At 59.9% G+C, this 19,613-nt stretch carries 21 protein-coding genes; 9 read left to right on the top strand and 12 right to left on the bottom strand.

Annotated elements, in window-relative coordinates:
* Positions 1 to 53 precede the first annotated feature (53 nt).
* The 3 genes from AC1Q6Y_RS07180 to AC1Q6Y_RS07170 all read right to left on the bottom strand — a co-directional run bounded on the left by AC1Q6Y_RS07180 (position 54) and on the right by AC1Q6Y_RS07170 (position 3,644).
* A complete protein-coding gene (locus tag AC1Q6Y_RS07180) occupies positions 54 to 2,417 on the bottom strand; it encodes a TonB-dependent receptor (protein WP_492624268.1) in 2,364 nt (787 codons plus the stop codon).
* A gap of 101 nt (positions 2,418 to 2,518) precedes the next feature.
* Positions 2,519 to 3,055 (bottom strand): FecR/PupR family sigma factor regulator, encoded by a 537-nt coding sequence (locus AC1Q6Y_RS07175; protein WP_492624267.1) that lies wholly within the window; start codon positions 3,053 to 3,055, stop codon positions 2,519 to 2,521.
* A complete protein-coding gene (locus AC1Q6Y_RS07170; protein WP_492624266.1) occupies positions 3,048 to 3,644 on the bottom strand; it encodes a sigma-70 family RNA polymerase sigma factor in 597 nt (198 codons plus the stop codon). Before AC1Q6Y_RS07170 ends, AC1Q6Y_RS07175 begins: the two co-directional genes overlap by 8 nt.
* Positions 3,645 to 3,814: 170 nt before the next feature.
* Between AC1Q6Y_RS07170 and AC1Q6Y_RS07165 the strand changes: the two genes are divergently transcribed.
* The 5 genes from AC1Q6Y_RS07165 (at position 3,815) to AC1Q6Y_RS07145 (ending at position 6,913) form a co-directional block, all read left to right on the top strand.
* Complete coding sequence (locus AC1Q6Y_RS07165; protein WP_492624265.1) at positions 3,815 to 4,432, top strand: cytochrome b/b6 domain-containing protein; 618 nt, start codon at positions 3,815 to 3,817, stop codon at positions 4,430 to 4,432.
* Complete coding sequence (locus AC1Q6Y_RS07160) at positions 4,429 to 5,214, top strand: molybdopterin-dependent oxidoreductase (RefSeq protein ID WP_090456473.1); 786 nt, start codon at positions 4,429 to 4,431, stop codon at positions 5,212 to 5,214. The genes AC1Q6Y_RS07165 and AC1Q6Y_RS07160 overlap by 4 nt, the downstream gene beginning before the upstream one ends.
* A gap of 53 nt (positions 5,215 to 5,267) precedes the next feature.
* Positions 5,268 to 5,552, top strand: a complete 285-nt coding sequence (locus tag AC1Q6Y_RS07155) for a pentapeptide MXKDX repeat protein (protein WP_492624264.1) — start codon at positions 5,268 to 5,270, stop codon at positions 5,550 to 5,552.
* A 230-nt stretch (positions 5,553 to 5,782) separates the two neighbouring features.
* Positions 5,783 to 6,190: a response regulator gene (locus tag AC1Q6Y_RS07150; RefSeq protein ID WP_349736983.1), complete on the top strand. Its 408-nt coding sequence runs from the start codon at positions 5,783 to 5,785 to the stop codon at positions 6,188 to 6,190.
* A 60-nt stretch (positions 6,191 to 6,250) separates the two neighbouring features.
* Positions 6,251 to 6,913 carry an HAD-IA family hydrolase gene (locus AC1Q6Y_RS07145; protein WP_429521561.1) on the top strand — a complete coding sequence of 221 codons (663 nt, stop codon included), beginning with the start codon at positions 6,251 to 6,253 and terminating at the stop codon, positions 6,911 to 6,913.
* A gap of 104 nt (positions 6,914 to 7,017) precedes the next feature.
* Here AC1Q6Y_RS07145 and AC1Q6Y_RS07140 read toward each other — a convergent pair whose 3' ends face one another.
* A complete protein-coding gene (locus AC1Q6Y_RS07140) occupies positions 7,018 to 7,677 on the bottom strand; it encodes a methyltransferase family protein (protein ID WP_492624263.1) in 660 nt (219 codons plus the stop codon).
* A gap of 110 nt (positions 7,678 to 7,787) precedes the next feature.
* Positions 7,788 to 8,735: a GlxA family transcriptional regulator gene (locus AC1Q6Y_RS07135; RefSeq protein WP_090456464.1), complete on the bottom strand. Its 948-nt coding sequence runs from the start codon at positions 8,733 to 8,735 to the stop codon at positions 7,788 to 7,790.
* Between the two features lie 124 nt (positions 8,736 to 8,859).
* Between AC1Q6Y_RS07135 and AC1Q6Y_RS07130 the strand changes: the two genes are divergently transcribed.
* Complete coding sequence (locus AC1Q6Y_RS07130) at positions 8,860 to 9,651, top strand: SDR family NAD(P)-dependent oxidoreductase (protein WP_492624262.1); 792 nt, start codon at positions 8,860 to 8,862, stop codon at positions 9,649 to 9,651.
* Between the two features lie 102 nt (positions 9,652 to 9,753).
* The gene (locus AC1Q6Y_RS07125) at positions 9,754 to 10,686 is read left to right on the top strand and encodes a pyridoxal-phosphate dependent enzyme (RefSeq protein WP_090456460.1); all 933 of its coding nucleotides are present in this window, start codon (positions 9,754 to 9,756) and stop codon (positions 10,684 to 10,686) included.
* A 53-nt stretch (positions 10,687 to 10,739) separates the two neighbouring features.
* Here AC1Q6Y_RS07125 and AC1Q6Y_RS07120 read toward each other — a convergent pair whose 3' ends face one another.
* Positions 10,740 to 11,060, bottom strand: coding sequence for a DUF2388 domain-containing protein (locus tag AC1Q6Y_RS07120; RefSeq protein WP_090456459.1), 321 nt, complete (start codon positions 11,058 to 11,060; stop codon positions 10,740 to 10,742).
* A 118-nt stretch (positions 11,061 to 11,178) separates the two neighbouring features.
* On the opposite strand from AC1Q6Y_RS07120, the gene AC1Q6Y_RS07115 reads away from it, so the two are divergent.
* Together AC1Q6Y_RS07115 and AC1Q6Y_RS07110 are read left to right on the top strand one after the other, a co-directional pair.
* The gene (locus AC1Q6Y_RS07115) at positions 11,179 to 12,288 is read left to right on the top strand and encodes an NAD(P)/FAD-dependent oxidoreductase (RefSeq protein WP_492624261.1); all 1,110 of its coding nucleotides are present in this window, start codon (positions 11,179 to 11,181) and stop codon (positions 12,286 to 12,288) included.
* A gap of 72 nt (positions 12,289 to 12,360) precedes the next feature.
* Positions 12,361 to 12,957 (top strand): DinB family protein, encoded by a 597-nt coding sequence (locus AC1Q6Y_RS07110; protein WP_090456455.1) that lies wholly within the window; start codon positions 12,361 to 12,363, stop codon positions 12,955 to 12,957.
* Here AC1Q6Y_RS07110 and AC1Q6Y_RS07105 read toward each other — a convergent pair.
* From AC1Q6Y_RS07105 to AC1Q6Y_RS07080, 6 genes are all read right to left on the bottom strand, one after another.
* A complete protein-coding gene (locus AC1Q6Y_RS07105) occupies positions 12,878 to 13,798 on the bottom strand; it encodes a LysR substrate-binding domain-containing protein (RefSeq protein WP_154862318.1) in 921 nt (306 codons plus the stop codon). The genes AC1Q6Y_RS07110 and AC1Q6Y_RS07105 overlap by 80 nt on opposite strands.
* A 279-nt stretch (positions 13,799 to 14,077) precedes the next feature.
* Positions 14,078 to 15,193: an RHS repeat-associated core domain-containing protein gene (locus tag AC1Q6Y_RS07100; protein WP_492624260.1), complete on the bottom strand. Its 1,116-nt coding sequence runs from the start codon at positions 15,191 to 15,193 to the stop codon at positions 14,078 to 14,080.
* 296 nt (positions 15,194 to 15,489) lie between these two features.
* On the bottom strand, positions 15,490 to 15,852 hold the full coding sequence (locus tag AC1Q6Y_RS07095) for a DUF6124 family protein (RefSeq protein WP_492586017.1): 363 nt from the start codon (positions 15,850 to 15,852) through the stop codon (positions 15,490 to 15,492).
* A 534-nt stretch (positions 15,853 to 16,386) separates the two neighbouring features.
* The gene (locus AC1Q6Y_RS07090; RefSeq protein WP_492586015.1) at positions 16,387 to 17,790 is read right to left on the bottom strand and encodes a sensor histidine kinase; all 1,404 of its coding nucleotides are present in this window, start codon (positions 17,788 to 17,790) and stop codon (positions 16,387 to 16,389) included.
* A complete protein-coding gene (locus AC1Q6Y_RS07085; protein ID WP_090456447.1) occupies positions 17,768 to 18,451 on the bottom strand; it encodes a response regulator transcription factor in 684 nt (227 codons plus the stop codon). The genes AC1Q6Y_RS07090 and AC1Q6Y_RS07085 overlap by 23 nt, the downstream gene beginning before the upstream one ends.
* 256 nt (positions 18,452 to 18,707) lie before the next feature.
* Positions 18,708 to 19,313, bottom strand: coding sequence for a glutathione S-transferase (locus tag AC1Q6Y_RS07080; protein WP_489338771.1), 606 nt, complete (start codon positions 19,311 to 19,313; stop codon positions 18,708 to 18,710).
* Between the last annotated feature and the right edge of the window lie 300 nt (positions 19,314 to 19,613).

Here is a 19,613-nt window from a genome sequence, read left to right as displayed (position 1 = left end):
GGGGCAGCATTCTAAACCCAATTGCCCCCTCAACGAACCGTTAGCGCAAGCGTTTACCAGTCCACCGAATAGCTGACGGCCAATCGACGTCCTTCGGCATTCGGGTATGGCGCGGCTGCATTGGCTTGCATGTAGAGCGTTTGATAGTTGCGGTCGCTCAGGTTGTAGATGCCCAGGTCCAGTTTGCCGACCGGTAGCGCCACGCCAGCCAACAGATCGACCGTGGTGTAGCCTTCGATTTTACGACCGTTCCCGTCCTGGAATCCGGCGTCGTAGCTTTCCAGGCGAAGGGCCTGCAATCGCAGGTTGTAGTCGCTCTGCTCATAGGCGATGAAGGCCGTGGTTTTGGCGGGTGAGATGCGGGTGGCCGGCAGGTCGCGCCATTCGCCGTTCTGATGGGTTTCACCTTTGGTCCAGGCATAGGTTCCGCCCAGCGACCAGGCATCGTCCAGGTGATAGGCAAGACTGGTCTCGATGCCACGCACGCGTTCTTTCTGGTCGATAAGACGCTGCGCACGTGTGACGGAATCGTAGTACTGAGTCACGTCGGAACGGTTTTCGAACACGGTGATGTTGCCTTGCAGCGAGTCCCAATCCCCACGCCAGCCCAGTTCGTAACTGTCAACCTTGATGGCCTGGGCGTTGAGGTCCTGGATGTCATAGCTGCCGCGAACATCACGCAGGAAACGCTGGACATCGGGCAACGAGAAACCCTGGCTGAAATTGACGAAAACATCCTGCGCACTGCTGATGTGATAGACCGCGCCAAGGTTGTAGAGGGTGTCTTCGTACTTCAGCGTGCCGCCCGGCAGCACCTCGGTCACCCCCGCTTGCCAGATGCCGCCAAAGGCAATGCTGTCGGCGACGTCGCTGTGAATCCATTCATGCCGTGCACCGCCGCGCAGTGTCCAGTCGCCGATGTCCCAGCTCGACTGGGCAAAGAGCGCGGTGGTGTTGGTTTCGATGTCGGGGCCAAATGCATAGCGCTGACCCGTCGGCGTATAGACCAACCCATCGACGCTGTAGCGGTCGCCGTGCTGGCTGATGCGTTCATTCTCGAAGTCGGCACCCCAGACCAGGCTGCCGGTGGCGCTGCCAATCGAGGGCAACGCACTGTCCACGGCGGTGCGCACGCCATAGACATCGGCCTGGCTTTCGGAGGCGACGACCCCGGCATTGGCGCCCCAGTTGTAAGGGAAGAAACGTGCCTCTTGTTTGCGCCAGTAGCTTTCCACCTGCAATTGCTGGCCGAACAGATCCTGATCGCTGTAATTGAAGTTCACCGCCTGATTATGGGTAAACGGCTGATCACTCAGCTGCAAGCCCTTGACCGCCACTGACTCACCATTGCGAACGCCGGCCACGTAACCGGTGTCTTGCTTGTCCTCGTATTCCTGCAAGGAAAGGCTCAGGCGTCGATCGTCATCCAGATCAAAGCCGAATCTGGCGTGCAGGTCATGGCTTTCGGTGTCCATGTTGCTGCCCTGAAAAGCTTCCTGGGCGATGCGATTACCGTTGCCGTCGAATTGATCGTTGCGTTGCAACAGGTCGGCCGACAGGTACCAGTCGAAGGCTTTCTCACGCCCGGTCACGCTCTGGAAGACATCGTAGGCAAAGCCTTTGCTATTGAAATTGTCGGCGCTGCTGATGCCCACGCGACTGCTCAATGCCAAGGGTTGTCCTTCGTTGCGTTTGGTGATGACGTTGATGATCCCCCCGGAAGCGCCGGCACCGTAAAGGCTGCTGGCGCCTGAGACCACTTCGATGCGCTCGATGCTCGATGGCGCGATGCTGTTGAGTTGGCGTGACACATCGCGACTGGCGTTCTGGGATACACCATCGATCAGCACCAGCACGTTACGTCCGCGTATGGTCTGGCCATAGTTGCTCATGGTCCCGGAGGAGGGCGCCAAACCCGGGACCAGCGTACCGAGAATGTCGGCCACGTTGCGCCCGGCAGCGGACTGTTGCGCAATGTCTTTTTGCGATATCAGCTGCACGGTGCCGGGAATCGAGGCGATGCTGGCTTCGCTGCGGGTGGCGGAAACCACCGTGTCGGACAACGCCAGCGGACCGTTACCCAGTTCCATCGGTGCCGGCGCCGGTTGCAGGATGACGCTGTTGTCCCCGCTGAAGCGCCATTGCAGGCCGCTGTCGCGTAGCACGGCATTGAGCGCCTGTTCAACGTTGTAGTCACCTTGCAGCGACGGCGCCGATTTGCCACGCAGCAGTGCCGCGTCGACACCGATGGAGAGCCCGGTTTGAGTGGCCAGCGCCGTCAGCGCGGTTTCCAGCGGCTGGCTCGCCAGCTCGAAGTGCCAGGTGTCTGTCGCGGTGTCGGCGAAGGCCGGTGCGGCGCAGCTCAAGGCCAGTGCCAGAGCGCTCAGGCGAAAGAGGGAAAAGGTCTGGTTGGTCATTGTTGTTGCCCATGGAATCGACTGTATTAACTCCAATGACCGGGCTGAAATGAAATCGGGCAGTTGTCTTGAAGATTTTTTTCGAGGCTCTTTCCAGAGACTCAGCGTTTGCGCACCTGGATTAGCAATTGGCTGTAACTCTCGACGCGTATCGGCAAGGCCGCCTGCAACAACGCCAGTGCGGCATCGCTGTCTTGTGCCGGCAGCACGCCCGTAAAGCGCAGGGCCTGCAATTGCGCATCCGACACCCAGATAATGCCCCGACGATGCCGTTCAATTTCGGCCAGTACCTCGGGCAATGGCCTGTCATGGAAGATCAGTTGGGCGCGGGGCGACATCGGTGCCTGCGTGCCGGGCGCGATCCAGGTTTGCACCGGCAGGAACTGGGCGAGGGCGATTGCCGCCGGTAACACCAGTGCTGCGCCAATCAGGCGAGTGCGACGAGGCCGGGTTTTCGCGGGCGGTGACAGCGATTGCCACAGTTGCTGGAGTTGTTCGAACAGTTGCGCATGGCGTGCATCCGCGTCCCGCCAGGCGTTAAATTCGGCCAGTTCGGCAGTCGTCGGGTTCTCGTCCAGACGCACCAGCCACAGTGCCGCCTGCTCGCGGATCTGCTCCTGAACAAGGCCGTCAGTCATCGTTCAATCCATCGGGCAGGGCGTCGAACAGACGGGCGTGGCAGTGCGCAAGCGACTTGGCCAGGTACTGCTTGACGCTGCTTTCTGAGACCTTGAGATGCCTGGCGATCTGGGCATAAGAACAGCCATCGACACGCGCCATCAGGAACGCCTGGCGCGGTTTCTCCTCCAGTTCTTCCAGCAAGAGCAGCAGGACTTTACCGAGCAACTGGTTTATCGCATTGATCCGTTCCGGGCCTTGCTGGGTCTGTTGATCAAGCAGGACAGCCATGCTGCGCAGGGTTTCCGCTTCGACCTGGCGGCGATGGTACTGATTGATCAACAGGCGATTGGCCGCCACCAGCAGATAGGCCCGCGGCTCCTGCAACGTCGGCAGCACGTCCAGGCCCAGCAATTTGACGAAGGTGTCATGGGCCACGTCAGCCGCGTTTTCGGGACAACCGAGCTTTTTACGCAGCCAGCCGAAAAGCCAGCCGTGATGCCCACGGTAAAGCTCGGAAAGGGACGAAGCGGACTGGCCCGACACGACGAAACCTCGAATGAAGATAATTCGCAAATGGGAAGTTGTTGCAGTTGCGAATGCTGTCATGTCGCAACGCGCCGTTCAAGTCCGTTGATGACGAGGTTGATTGTCGGGAGGCAGAAAGCGGGGCGCGTGTCCCGAGAGTTATCACGTTTAATTTAACTTTGCGTGAGGATTTGGCGATCTTCCGGCTTCCATACTCGGCTCCAACGAACAACAACAAACGGGAGCCGGACATGTCGCAGACAACTGCTTCACCCAAGGCCAGCCATCCACGCTGGCTGCGGCTGACCCATTGGCTCAACGCCCTGGCGGTGCTGGTGATGGTCACCAGCGGTTGGCGCATCTATAACGCCTCGCCGCTCTACGATTTCAGCTTTCCCAATTCGATCACCCTTGGCGGCTGGCTGGCAGGCGCGCTGCAATGGCACTTCGCGGCGATGTGGTTCCTGGCGATCAACGGTCTGATTTACCTGGCCTTCAACCTGTTCAGCGGGCGCCTGAAGCGGCGTTTCTTCCCGGTGTCGCCCAAAGGCGTGTTGCACGACCTGTGGGCCGCCTCGCGGGGAAAACTCGGGCACGCCGACCTCAATCATTACAACCAGGTGCAGCGTTTTGCATACCTGTTCGTGATGGTCGACATCCTCCTGCTGGTGCTCTCCGGGCTGGTGTTGTGGAAGTCGGTGCAGTTTCCGCTGCTGCGTGAGTTGCTGTTCGGCTACGAGGGCGCACGCCGCGTGCACTTCTTCGCCATGGCATTGCTGGTGGCCTTCGTGGCGGTGCATCTGGTGATGGTCGCACTGGTTCCAAAAACGCTGTGGGCCATGATCGTCGGCCGCAAGGAGCAGGTATGAAAAAGCGCATTCAGGTAGCCGGGCTGGACGAGGATTCGATCCTCACCGATGCCCGCAAGATCCTCGCGCCACAGATCGAGGACCGCTCGCGCCGCTCGTTCCTGTTGCGCGGCCTGACCCTTGGCGGCGTGGCGATGCTGTCCGGCTGCAACATCACTGACAACGACAGTGTTGAGACTGCGCTGTCGTCCATGTCGCGCTTCAACGACCGGGTGCAAGGCTGGCTGTTCAACCCCAACGCGATGGCGCCGACCTATCCCGAATCGATGATCACCCGGCCGTTTCCCTTCAATGCCTTCTACGGCATCGACGAAGCGCCGACGGTGGAGGAGGAGGGCTATCGCCTGGAAGTCACCGGCCTGGTCGCCGACAAGCGCAGCTGGCGCCTCGAAGAGCTAAGGGCCATGGCCCAGACCGAGCAGATCACCCGGCACATTTGCGTCGAAGGCTGGAGCGCGATCGGGCGTTGGGGCGGCGTGCGCTTCAGCGATTTCCTCAAGCGCATCGGCGCCGACACCGATGCCAAATACGTCGGTTTCAAATGCGCCGACGACTACTACACCAGCATCGACATGGCCACCGCGCTGCATGCGCAAACCCTGTTGGCGCTGACCTGGGACGGCGCGGTGCTGCCGCGCGAATACGGCTTCCCGATGAAGCTGCGCATGCCCACCAAGCTTGGCTACAAGAACCCCAAACACATTCAGGCGATTTTCGTCAGCAACACCTACAGCGGCGGCTACTGGGAAGACCAGGGCTACAACTGGTTCGGTGGCAGCTGATGAACGTCCGAAACATTCACCGTCCGCAAACCCGTGCTCCAAGGAGATCCATCATGAAAAAGTTGACCACTGTTGTTCTGTCCATGTGCCTGGCCGTTGGTGCTGCCTCTGTGTTTGCCGCTACTGCTGTTGATAACGGCAGCATGAGCAAGGACAGCATGAGCAAGGACTCGATGTCCAAAGACGCCATGTCCAAGGATGCGATGAAGAAGACCGATTCGATGTCCAGGGACGCCATGTCCAAAGACGGCATGTCCAAGGATGCAATGTCCAAGGACGCGATGAAGAAAGATGCCATGTCCAAGGACAGCATGAGCAAAGACGGCATGTCGCAATAATCAAAGGCAACACAAAACCTGTGGGAGCGAGCTTGCTCGCGATGAGGGCCTGACAGTCGAATCCCTGTTGACTGGCACGCCGCCATCGCGAGCAAGCTCGCTCCCACAGGTTTTCCTATTGTCGATCTGCTGTATCAAAAATGAATTTCCACCGATTCCGCTGCTCATACCTTTTAGGTGGCGGATCAGAACCCGCGAAATCATCGAGGCAATCAGGGAGCGGCACGGTCATGAGTCGAGTACCGACGGCGGGTGGGGATCTTCCTGGCGGGTTGATTCTGGTGGTTGAGGACGACCCGCTGATCCTGGAGTTTCTCTGTGAAATTCTTCAGGAGGAAGGTTTTGTCGTCGAGCCGCAAATCAGCGCGGACGCGGCAGCGATTTATCTGGAACAGCATGCGCCACAGGTGGGCATGCTGCTGACAGACATCACCATGCCCGGCACGCTCAACGGCGCGGACCTGGCCAACCAGTTCGGCGATCGCTGGCCGGACAAGCCGATCATGATCATGTCCGGTTTCGAAACCCCTGAAAGCGCAGGCGTGCGGCACGCGGTCTCGTTCATCAAGAAACCCTGGATGATTGGCGGGCTGCTCGATTGCGTGGACCAGACCTTCAAGTCCAAACGACTCAACTGACCAGCGCGCAGATGCTACATTGCCGGGCAAATCCGTCCGGCACCTGCGAGGTTCTTTTCCTTGTCCGATCACTCTGTATTCAACTCGACTTACCGAGCCTTTCTGTTCGATATGGACGGCACCGTCCTGACGTCCATTGCCGCCGCCGAGCGGGTCTGGACCACCTGGGCCGTGCGCCATGGTGTCGATGTCGACAGCTTCCTGCCGACCATTCACGGTGCCCGCGCCATCGATACCATCAGGCGCCTGGATTTGCCCGGGGTGGATGCCGAGGCCGAAGCCGCGTGGATTACCGAAGCGGAGGTCGTCGACGTCGACGGGGTATTGGAAGTGGCTGGCGCGGCAAAATTCTTGCGGTCCTTGCCAGCCGGCCAATGGGCCATCGTCACTTCCGCCCCGCGGGAACTGGCGTTGCGGAGGATGGCGGCGGCGGGGATACCGGAGCCTGACGTCATGATTACGGCCGAGGACGTCACGGTCGGCAAACCCGATCCGGCGGGGTACAAACTCGCGGCCCGGCGCTTGGGCGTCGAGCCTGAGCAGTGCCTGGTTTTTGAGGACGCCACGGTGGGGATTCTGGCGGCCGAGGCGGCGGGGGCTGACTTGATGATTGTCACGGCGACCCATGAGCAGCCGATCGAGACGTTGCATGCGACGTTGGCGAGTTATGAATCTGTGCGGGTTCTGGTGGATGCCGAAGGTCTGCATCTGCACGCCGTCTAATGTGGGAGCGAGCTTGCTCGCGATAGCAATTTTCCAGTCAAATCAATAGCAAACAGGTAGACGCTATCGCGAGCAAGCTCGCTCCCACAGGGGCCTGCGTTTCTTCAGTAAAGCCCGGGGATCAATCGCCAGGAGCGGGCGCAATAGGCCTCGTATTCGCTGCCGAACTGCGCCCTCAGCAAGGCCTCTTCCGAGTGAATGCGCGCAATCAGCGGGATCAGCGTCAGCGCCACCAATATCAGCCCGACACCAGAACGAAAGGCCAGTGCCCAACCGATGCCGATGACCATCATCCCCAGATAACTGGGGTTGCGCAGGTTGCGGTAGATTCCCTCGGTGACCAGTCGATGGCCCGGCTGAATGGCCACCAGCCCACTGAAGCGCTTGCCCAGCACAAACACCGGCCACAACCGCAGCGCGCCGCCGACGATGAACAACAGCGCCCCAAGCCAGCGCACGCCTTCACCGCCAAAGGTCCAGAAATCGATGCGGTCGGTATAGGCCGGCAGAAAGCCGCTCAGCAACCCGATCACCCCGAAGGCCGGAATGACCCAGCGATTGGCCCGGTCTTCGCGTTCCCCCGAACTCAGGTTGACCTCGGTGAACAGAGACGCGACAGCCATGATCAGGGTGGCCAGGGCAATGACGAGCAGTGAACCGTGGCTGAAATAAGCCGCGAATCCACCGATTCCCCAGATCGCCAGGCCAAGGTAGGCGAGGGTGCTGACCACGGCGAAAAACGCCAGTATGGCCGAGATTTTCATAAGTGACTCACACGCGAAAGTGCCTCCCTTCATTGTAGGAGCTGGCTTGCCAGCGAAGGCGCTTGAAGACTCGACACAGGCTTCAGAGGCAATCGCCAGCAAGCCGGCGCCTACACAAACTCCTCCGCTCTCGCATTGCGCCGAATCACCTGTGGCGGTTGACCGAACACCCGCAGGAACGTTTCGCGCATGCGACGGCGGTCTGTGAACCCGGTTTCCTGGGCGATCTGGTCGAGGGTCAGGCGTCCGCGTTCAAGCATCTGTCGCGCCGCTTCCAGACGCAGGTTCTCGATGGCCTTGGCCGGGGACTGCCCGGTTTCGGCGCGAAATGCCCGGCTGAATTGCCGGGGGCTGAGGTTGGCCACTTGCGCCAGTTGCTCCACCGAAAGAGGCTGGGCGAGGTGTTCCCGGGCGTAGCCGAGCACGGTTTGAATACGATCGGATTTCGGCGCCAGCTCCAGCAGCGCCGAGTGCTGCGACTGGCCGCCGGCGCGGCGGTGGTACATCACCAGTTTCTGCGCCACGGCCCGGGCCAGCTCGGCGCCGTGGTCCTTTTCCACCATGGCCAGGGCGAGGTCGATGCCCGCCGTCATGCCGGCGGAGGTCCAGATCGAACCGTCGATCACATAGATGCGATCAGGCTCGACCTTGATCGCCGGAAACCGTGCCTGCAGTTCCCGGGCGTAGGCCCAGTGGGTGGTGGCCCGCCGTCCGTCGAGCAAGCCGGCCTGGGCCATGACGAACGCCCCGGAGCAGATCGACGCCGTGCGGCGTGCCGAATTGATACTGGCCCGCAGGTAATCCAGCACGGCTTCGGGCGCCTGTTCGATGATCGAGTCGCCGCCGACCACGATCACCGTGTCGAACACGCGCTCGTCGAATGCCTCGGTGCCGACGCTCAAACCGCCGGAGGCACGCAGGGTGTGACCGTTTTCGGACAGCACGCGCACGTCATACAGCGTCTCTGCGGCACTGAAATTGGCGTACTCGAACACCGGCATGGCGGCCAGCGCCATGGACTGGAAACCCTCGAAAACCACGAACGCCACGTTGATCATGGGGCTGCCCTCAAATGCTCATGTCCGAAAAACGTACTTTAAACGTCATTTGAGACAGTCGTAAGTCCCTTTATAACGGTCTGCACCCGGCGAATCTCTCGCCTCACCGTAGAGGAATTGCACCATGGCGCTCTCATCCAAAGGTACTGCACTGATCACCGGCGCTTCTTCGGGCATTGGCGCGGTGTATGCCGATCGTCTCGCCCGGCAGGGTTACGACCTGATTCTGGTGGCGCGCAGCCGGGCCAGGCTCAATGCCCTGGCCAATCATTTGAGCGACCAGACCGGGCGCACCGTGGAAGTGGTTGTCGCGGACCTGAAGAACAAGGCGGATTCGCTGCGGATCGAACAGATCCTGCGCGGCGATGCCAGCATCACCCTGTTGGTCAACAACGCCGGAGTCGGTGGCGTCATGTCGCTGCTAGGAAGTCCCGTGGACGACATGGAAGCGATGATCAACCTCAACGTGACAGCATTGATGCGCCTGGCGTATGCCGTGGTGCCGGGCTTCGTCGCCCGGGGCACTGGCACCGTGATCAATATCGCCTCCATCGTCGCCATCGCCCCGGAAATCCTCAACGGCGTGTACGGCGGTACCAAGGCGTTCGTCTTGAGCCTGAGCCAGTCGATGCAGCATGAACTGGCGGACAAAGGCGTGCGCATCCAGGCTGTGTTGCCGGGGGCAACCGCCACTGATTTCTGGAGCGAGGCCGGCAACCCGGTGGAAAACCTGCCGCAGGAAATCGTGATGTCGGCCGAAGACATGGTCGATGCCGCGCTCGTTGGCCTGGCGGCCGGCGAAGTGGTGACCATTCCCGGCCTGCACGATGCCAGCCAGTGGGACCGTTACGAAGCCCAGCGGCAGACGCTGTCCGGGTTGTTTGGCAACTCCGTGGCGGCGCCGCGCTATCGCTGAGGCGGTCGCCCCGAGGTCGGGTGAACTAAGCTTGGGAGAGAGGACCGTTCACCACCGGCTCGTGCAAGCTCGACGGGCCGGTGGCGTGTAACAGGAGCCCATATGCTTCACATCCGAACGCCTTTGATCCTGCACCCTGGCCTGTCGACCCCGACCCGCCGCATCTGGCTGAAACTGGAAAACCTGCAACCTGGCGGCTCGTTCAAAATACGCGGCATTGGCTTGCTGTGCAGCCGGGCGGCGCAGCAGGGCAAGCGCAAGGTGGTCTGTCCCTCCGGCGGTAACGCGGGACTGGCCACGGCCATGGCCGCTGCATGCCTGGGGCTCAAGGCATGCATCGTGGTGCCGCACACCACCCCTCAGAGTACCCGGGCGCGGATCAGCAATACCGGCGCCGAGGTGATCGTGCACGGCAAGGTCTGGGACGAAGCCAATCAACGGGCGCGGGAACTCGCCCAGGACCCGCGCACTGAATTTGTGCCGGCCTTCGACCACCCGGTGTTGTGGGAAGGGCACAGCACCATGGTCGATGAAATCCTTGAAGACTGCCCGCCAGTGGATGTGCTGGTGACATCGGTGGGCGGCGGTGGCTTGCTGGCGGGGCTGCTCACCGGCCTGATTCGTCATCGGCGCACCGATTGCCGCATCGTTGCCTGCGAAACCGAAGGCGCGGCATCATTCGCCGCGGCGGTGGCGGCCGGGCATCCGGTCAGACTGCCGAAAATCGACACTGTCGCCACGTCCCTGGGCGCCGCACAAGTGGCCACCTGGCCGGTCAAGCACATCGGCGAATTCCCCCATGAGTGCGTGGTGCTCAGTGATGATGAGGCGATCATGGGCGTAGTGCGTTACGCCAATGATTTGCGTCAGCTGGTCGAACCTGCGTGCGGGGTTTCATTGGCGATTGCCTACCTGGATCACCCGGCGATTGCCGACGCCAATGACGTGGTGATCGTGGTGTGCGGCGGGGTGAGTATCAACGCCCAAATCGTGGCCGGGTGGGCACGTTTGTCCACTGGCACGCACGCCAGGTAGGGCTGGAAACGCTATCCCGGTGTCACAAGCCCCACCGCTGGCGATGACGATCTTCAGTGATCGGTGGCAACGCCGTCCTGGACGAGAATGGCGCGGGCCAGGTCTTCGTCGCTTGCATTGTTGAGGGCGGGATTGTCCTGGCGGACCTTTTTCAACAGTGCCTCCAGGTAAGCACCACGAATCGCACCGCCGCTGGCGACGAAGCTGGAAGCGTCATCCCGGGCGGGAATCATGAGTTTGTCGTCTTTGAACGTCGAGTACAGCGAGGCGGAAACCCCGGCGGAAGTGGCGACGTCACCCGCATCCACATCGGCCAGAGCCGAGCCGAAGGGTAAACAAAGTACCAGGGAAGAAATGATAAATATGCGGCGCATGACGGTGTCCTCCGACAGCATGAAGCATAAGGTAAGTACCACATAGTTTAGGATGCGTGACGGTCGCCGAGAGTTCCCTGGCATTAGCGAGGAACGGGGTGAGAGGGAGGCAAGGTCGTTGAACGTCGATATTCAAAGCGTGGTGATCGGGGCCGGCGTGGTCGGCCTGGCGGTGGCCAGGGCCCTGGCCAGGAACGGGCGGGAAGTGCTGGTGGTCGAGGCGAGTGAGGGGATCGGCACGGGCATCAGTTCGCGTAATTCAGAAGTGATTCACGCCGGCATCTATTATCCGGACGGCAGCCTCAAGGCGCGGCTGTGCGTGGAGGGTAAGCAGCGTCTCTACGCCTATTGCGATGAGCACGGTGTCGATTACCGGCGCGTGGGCAAGCTGATAGTGGCCACCGACGAGCAGCAGCACGCGGCTTTGCAGCGCCTGTTGCAGCAGGGGCGTGCCAATGGTGTCGATGACCTGCAATGGCTGGATGGCCCGCAGGCCCGGGAGCTTGAACCGGCGTTGTCCTGCGTCGCGTCGCTGTGGTCGCCGTCTACCGGCATTGTCGACTCCCACGGGCTGATGCTGGCGCTCCAGGGCGATGCCCAGAGGTTCGGCGCCACGCTGGCCTTGCACACGCCGCTGCTGTCTGCCCGTTGCATCGAACAGGGTTTCGAGCTGCACATGGGCGGCAGTCAACCCATGACGCTGTGCTGCCGCGAACTGATCAACTGCGCGGGGCTGTCCGCTCCCGAGGTGGCGAGCAGCATCGTCGGACTGCCTGGGGCATTCATTCCCCGGGCGCATTTGTGCAAGGGCAGTTATTTCAGTTTCAGCGGCCGGGCGCCGTTTCGCCACCTGGTGTATCCGGCTCCGCAGAGCGCGGGACTGGGTGTGCACATGACCCTGGACCTGGGCGGGCAGGCGCGCTTCGGGCCGGATGTTGAATGGGTTGAGCACATTGATTACCTCGTCGAGCCCAATCGGGCCGAGGGGTTTTATCAGGCGATCCGCCGCTATTGGCCGGGGTTGCCGGACAACAGCCTGCAACCGGCCTACAGCGGCATTCGCCCGAAAATCAGCGGGCCGACAGAGCCGAGCGCCGACTTTCTCATCAGCGCTCGCGCCGAACATGGCGTGCCGGGGCTGGTGAATCTGTTCGGCATCGAGTCACCGGGGCTGACCAGTTGCCTGGCGCTCGCCGAGTTGGTGGTGAAACACCTGGACGACCGATGATCAGGGCTGGCGCTGCTTTGTGGCCATCGGGTCTATGCTAGGGGATGCGCTTACTGCCATCGGAGAACTCTGATGATCACCGTACGCACTGCCTGCCTGCTGGCCGATTACAAGCGCTGGGCCAATCAGCGCCTCTTTGACAGCCTCGCGGCGCTCCCTCCGGGCGAAGTCAAAAAAGAACGGGTGTCGGTGTTCAAAAACATGATTGGCACCCTCAATCACGTGTACGTGGTCGATTGCATCTGGCAGGCGCACCTCGAAGGCCGGGGGCATGGCTTCAAGACTTCACACGACCTGCTGCATGCCGATCTGTCCGAACTGCGCATGGCGCAAAAAAACATCGATCGCTGGTACTGCGACTGGAGTGCCCGGCAAACCGATGCCTCCCTGGACAAGCCCCTGGAATTCACCTTTGTCTCAGGCGAAAGCGGCACCATGAGCGCCGGCGCGATGCTGATGCACGTGGTCAACCACGCCAGCTATCACCGTGGCTGGGTGGTGCAGATGTACTTCGAGATTCCGGCCATGCCACCGGTGACCGACATGCCGGTGTACCTGCGCGAGTCCGAACCGGTGCTCCTGCAGTCGATCAATGCCCCGATAGTGGCGCCGCCATGTGCTGTGCAATTTTCGAGCGCAACCAGCGTTCTGCCGGATCGTTATCGTTGACCCCGTTCCAGACCATCGACAGTTCGGACAGGTTGATATCAAACGGTGCATCGTCCGCCCGTAACTGACTGCTGCCTTCGATCAACGCATTGGCCGCGTAATCCGGCACGGTGGCGAGCATGTCGGTGCCCGCCAGCAAGGCCCGCAACCCCGCGAACTGTGGCACCGCCAGCACCACCCGGCGCGAACGGCCGATCCGCGCCAGGTCATTGTCGATGGCACCGCTCAGGTCCCCGGAAAACGACACCAGCGCGTGAGGGCGTTCGCAGAACTCGTCCAGGGTCAACGGGCCGGGGCGGTCATCGCCACGCAGGATCTTCACGCTCAAGTCGCGCAATTTCTTGCGCTTGGCATTGGCCGGCAATTCCGTGGTGTAGCTGATGCCGACGGAAATCTCGCCGCTGGCCAGCATCGATGGCATCAGCAGAAAATTCACTCGGCGCACCACCACGACCACGTTCTGCGCTTCTTCACGAATCTGCTTGAGCAGTGGCGGAAACAGTCCGAATTCGGCGTCGTCGGACAGTCCGATACGAAACACATCGCGGCTGGTGGAGGGTTCGAAATCCTTGGCCCGGCTGACCGCCCCGGAAATGGTGTCCATCGCCGGCTGCAATTCCTTGAGAATCTGCAATGCCCGCAGGGTCGGCTCCAGGGTGCGTCCATTGCGCACCAGCAACGGATCGTCGAACAGATCGCGCAATTTTGCCAGCGATGCGCTGACGGCAGGCTGGCCGAGGAACAGCTTTTCCCCGGCCCGGGTCAGGTTCTTCTCGAACATCAGGGTTTCGAAAATCACCAGCAGGTTCATGTCCACGCGGCGCAGGTCGTTGCGGTTCATGGTGATGGCTCGGTGGGGTTGGGTTTTTTCAGTAAAGCACCAAACCCTGTAGGAGCGAGCTTGCTCGCGATAGCGGTGTGTCAGCTACATAAATGTTGAATGTGCTGCCGCCATCGCGAGCAAGCTCGCTCCTACAGGTACAGCGTTGTATCTCCAGTTTCTGCAGAGCATCGAACCCGTCGTTGATCCAATTCTGGAAAAATGGCCCGTCCGGCGTGGCACGTTAATAAATCAACCAATTGGTGAGTGGTGCATTTTTCATTTAGATGGCTGCAAGGGTTAGTTCAAAAAGTGCGCCTCTCTAATGGACTGTATGCGAGCTTTTAATTCGTCATGGCGAGGGTTTTTTATATTATGAAGTTCATGCCAGTATGCATTTGCGGATTCAGGAGTTGGTAGTTTGGAGTGCGGTATTGATGGGCTGAAGTTTCCTTTGCGAGCTTCAAGTAGGTTTTTCCAATGGATGGGGCCGGGCTGGTCGATGGTTGCTCCGTACTTGTTTATATCTATGTACTCAAGTAATTTGTGTCGTTCGCTTGTGGCGTCGATGTTCTTTAGGGAAGATTTTAAGCCGGGCGGAAGTGGGAGTTTGTCTATGGGGTATGATTTTGATTGAAGATGTTCAGTTGTGATTTTTTGTAGATTTAGTCTGTTGTTTCTAAGGGCTTTCAGTTCTTTTAGGTATTCCATGTTTTGGTAGGTCTCATGCAAACTGGCAAGCGATAATTTATCCATGTCATTGATGGCTTTAATTGCTTGCGTTGTCGAGATTCCCGGTTTTAAATTAAATGTGTGTGGAAGGTAGTCTGCTATTTGAGTAGTTATGGTCCTGGCTGCCGAAGCTAAGATTTTTACTGGCGTGAAATGGCCGGTAGGGTCGCTTCGATTTATCGGGTTTCCCCCACAATACGCATATGCATTAAACCCACCTTTCCCAAAAGGACTCCAACTGTCCGGACTATTAAATCGCATCAACACCGGATTAAAAGCCCGATACCCGTTCCCCAATAAATAATGCCCGGTCACCGGGTCGGGTCGTTCACCATTGAACCCCAAAAGACTAAGCCAGCCATTTTCAGGGTGGCGATGGCCGTAGGGCGAATAGGTGATGGGTTTTGAGTGAAGGTTCGCATCGAGTGTGTTTATAACTGAACGCTGTTGGTCAGTAGCCAGCAAGTGGGCATTGCGTTCATTACCTTCGCGCTGTTGCTGTGCAAGCAGCAAGTCGCCGTGCTGAATGATGGAATGCTGTATCGCGCCCTGTATTTCGGTCGCAAGGCGGCTTTTACAGTAGAAGCGCTGAAGTTGTGGTGTTTGCTGTGGACTACTTTCGATCAACCGGTCGAGGGCATCGTAGCGATACTGGCAGAGTACGGTTTTGTGTGGCGATAGCATGGGTGGGTGCTCCGAGGGACCGAAGTGCAGGCGTTCAGTATTGGCGGTTATGCAACCGGTTGGAACTATCAGAACTGATAGGTAGGCTTTGTGGTGCGTAGGGATTTGTTGACGGTAGCCTGCTTCAATCCCGCTGGGCAGCAGTCGCAAGTTTGGCCCGAGAGATGACCAGGACAGTCAGGAAGTGCGCGCAACCTGTGGGAGCGAGCCTGCTCGCGATAGCGGTGTGTCAGTCACTTAAATGTTGGATGTGCTGCCGCCATCGCGAGCAAGCTCGCTCCCACACGTACGGAGCTTTACTCAGGCGGATCAAGTCGATCCAGCGCCCGGTTCACCGCCAATTCACCCAGCATGATGACCTGTGCAATACCCAGCAGCGTGTTGCGGTGCGAGCCCTCAAGAAAACCCGCCAGATCGTTGGTCATCACATTGGCTGAGGCCAGCGACTCACAGGCGTGGGCCAGCAGGGTTTCGGTGTCGATGTCGGGGTTGATGGTGAACATCGTGGACGGTTTGTGGGGCGTGGCCATGATGTTGGCGGCGGGGTTGAGGTAGTGATTGAGGGCGCGTTCGGCGGCTTCGTGGAATTGCTTTGAGTCGGGGCTTTCGTAGGGGGAGGCGGGATCTGTTACCGGGGGGTTGGGTGTTGGTTTGATCATCGATAGAACTCCAGTACTGTAAAAATTGGAGCCATCACTTTCGCTACCAAACGAAGGGCGGTGGCCATGCACAGGTTGGTAGACCGGAGTACTGGAACCGGCGCCCCCGAAGAGGCCCTGCGCATGACAACCATAAAAGCAGCAACTGCTTGAAGTGGCGCTACGCGCAGTACTCCGGGCTACCAAACCCGATCGCTGTTTTTCAGCGACCGGCTAACGATAATGCCCGGACTCAAGGCGCGTAAGCCGGCGGATTCTGGCGTAACCGTAGGCAATGGCGCAAGGCGTTGTAGCTTTCATCAAGTTACGCTGACAGCCGTTAAACATGTGCTTTAAACAGGCACCGCCATCGCGAGCAGGCTCGCTCCCACACTGGATTCCAGTGAGCAAAAATGCTGCGTACGACATCAATCAACTGTGGGAGCGAGCTTGCTCGCGATAGCGTAGTGTCAGGCGAATCATCATTGCCTGACGGATCGCCATCGCGAGCAAGCTCGCTCCCACAGGTTTTGTGTCAGTTCAGGCAGATTTTTATCAGGCCGGGGGAATCAGACTCTCCCGACAATCAAGCACCAGCCGCGCGCCACCCAGTTCGCTGCTGCCCACTTCCAGGGTAAACCCATGCAGACTGACAATCGCCGCGACGATGGATAGCCCCAGCCCGAAGCCGCTTTTGTGATTGCCCGCCTCGGCGCGATAGAAGCGCTGGAACACCGCTTCACGTTCCGCTTCGGGAATGCCCGGGCCGGAGTCGAGTACTTCGATTCGCGTGTGCCCGCCATCATTGATCCCCCGCAGGATCACTGCGCCGCCGGGCGGGGTGAATTTGATCGAGTTGCTGAGCAGGTTCGCCACCGCTTCGAACATCAGCGCGCGGTCGCCATTAAGGGGCGGCAATGACGCGGGCAGGTGAAGTTGGAACACCAGATCGTCGTCTTCCGCCAGGGGCAGGTAGAACTCATGCAGTTCTTGCAGCAACGCCACCGGGTCCACTTGGACGAAACCGGAGCGACGCTGACGATCTTCCAGCTCGGAGATCCGCAGCAAGCCTCGGAAACGTGCCATCAGCGTATCGGCCTCGGCCAGCACCAGGTCCAGTTGCATGGCCTGCGGCGAGCCTTCGCCGGCTTGTTGCTGCATGCGGTAAAGCTGCGCGCGCAGACGGGTCAGGGGCGTGCGCAGGTCATGGGCGATGTTGTCGCACACGCCCTTGACCTCGTTCATCAAGCGCTCGATGCGTTCGAGCATGGCGTTGACGATGGCGGCGAGCATGTCCAGTTCGTCACGCCGATTGGACAGTGGCAAGCGTCGGCTCAGGTCGCCGGCGACGATGGCCTCGGCACTGGCCTGAATCCCGCGAATGCGCCGCAATGGGCGGCGGCGCAGCAAATACCAGCCGACGATGCCCGGCACGATAGTCAGGGTCACACCCCAGAACAAGGCGTGAAGGATGATCCGGGTCACGGCAAACAACGAACCGTTGTCGCGCACCAGCACCAGCCAGCGGCCGTCGAGGGTGCGGGTCGCCACGGCGTCACAACTGTCGGCGGGCAGCGTCTGCTCGTCGCTGTCGTCGGAGGCATCGCAATCGCGCAGCATGTGGATCTTGCCATCGAGTGGCAAGCCGTTCGGAATGTAGCGCAGGGCGCCGCTGAGGTAATGGTGCCGGGCATCGAACAGGCCGTAGGCGTCGATGCCGCGGATGTCGAAGGTCATGCTGACGGCGAGGGCGTCCACCAGTTGCTCGCCGGAGAAGCGTGAAAACAGGTGCTGGCGTTGCATCAGCGAATGCTTGGCCAGGTTGTCCAGGTAAGCGGAAACCTCGTAGTACATGACCCCCATGAGAATCCCGCTCCAGATCACGAACAGCGAACTGTAGAGCGCCAGCAGACGGCTGCTGGAAGAGCGCCAGCCTTTAGACGGGTTCGGCAATGACATATCCCGAGCCTCGCACGGTCCGAATCAGTGGGGCATTGCCAGGCGGGTCGATCTTCTTGCGCAGACGGCCGATGTGTACGTCGATCAGGTTGGTGCCGGGATCGAAGTGGTAACCCCAGACCTCTTCGAAAATCATCATCCGCGAGAGGATTTGCCCGGTGTTGCGCATCAGGAATTCCAGCAGTTTGTACTCGGTGGGCAACAGCGTCAGCAGCTGACCGTCGCGACTGGCTTCGTGGCTGATCAGGTTCAGTTCCAGATCCGCCACCCGCAAAGTGGTGGCCTGGGCAGTCACGGTGTTCTGCCGGCGCAGCAGGACTTCAACCCGGGCGGCCATTTCATCGGTGGCGAAGGGTTTGGTCAGGTAGTCGTCGCCGCCGGCGCGCAGGCCGCGCACGCGCTCATCGACGTCGGACAGCGCGCTGATCATCAGGATCGGCGTGGCCACGCCCATGGTCCGCAGCGTGGTGACGATCGCCAGGCCATCGAGCTCGGGCAACATGCGGTCGAGGGTGATCAGGTCGTAGTTGCCGCTGACCGCACGCTCCAGCCCTTCGCGGCCATTGTCGACCCAGTCGACGTCCAGGCCGTGGCTACTCAGTTCGGCGACAATCTCCCGGGCGGTCACGGCGTCGTCTTCGATGGTCAAGATGCGGGTCATAGGGCTGGCCTGATAAGCAGTTCAATACGAAGTTGCGAGCATTTTGCCAAGAATTGCCCGCGACTTAATAAATTAACTTTCATCTAGCTCGCGATAGCGGGCTGACAGGCAATTCATGTGTCGACTGACACGACGCCATCGCGAGCAAGCTCGCTCCCACAACGGATTGATGTCGAACACAAAGCCCGCGTACGAAGAAAATTACTGTGGGAGCGAGCCTGCTCGCGATGACGGCAGATCAGGCAAAACGAATCTGTCAGTCAATCGGCGTACTGACAAACACCTCTAGTTCCTCGGCATACTTCGTGAACGCTGCGATCCGCGGAAACTGCGCCGCACTCACCTGGTCCGGCACCACCAGATTGGTGAAGCTCCAGGCCACCGCCAGCGTGATGCCGTCCTGCTCAATCGGACCGTCAGTCTTCAGCGGCTGCTTTTCCAGCTCCCGCTCCAGCGCTGAATAGGCCGCCGTCAGCTGTCCTTCGACCCGCTGCACCCAGGGTTCGAATTGAATCTCTGCCGGCCGCAGGTTGCGCTCGTAGTAAAGCTGCACGGACTTTTCGCTGGCGGCCAACGCCAGGCCGATCAGGCGCAGCGCGCGCAGGCGTTGACCCGGTTCGGCGGGCATCAGGCTTTTTTGGGCCAGGGTTTCCAGGTAGTCGATGATGAGTGTCGAGTCCATCAACACTTCACCGTCATCCAGCACCAGGGTGGGCGCCTTGACCACCGGGTTGATCTGCTGGAATTGTTCGAAGTGGCGGAACACCGAGACCGATTGATGCTCCAGCGTGATTCCCAGGCATTTGGCAGAAATGGCGGCGCGCCGTACATAGGGCGAATCCAGCATACCGATCAGCTTCATGGTCCTTTCCTTTATATGGCCATTTCGGGAGGGACAACCTTAGCTGAGGTTCGCAGCCCTGCAAATGACAGTGAAAAATGCCCGGTCCAGGCCGTTTGTCATCTATATACAGCCGCTCGATTGAATTTCTTGCTATAAACGCACTCCGATTACCGCCTCAAAGCCTGCCGTAGAGCATTTTCAGGGCTTTGTCGGACAAATTCGCTGTCTTTTCAGTTGCTGAGGCCTCAAGTCGGCCTTAGACTGCCGCCCCTCGTAAATTGAGTGCCGGGTGGCGCTTGGAACAAACGGCGCCTTTCC

The organism is Pseudomonas sp. GW823-FHT06E10 (genome assembly GCF_058794995.1).
The sequence above is the reverse complement of the archived record's forward strand: the minus strand, read 5'-3'. Positions and strand labels throughout refer to the sequence as shown.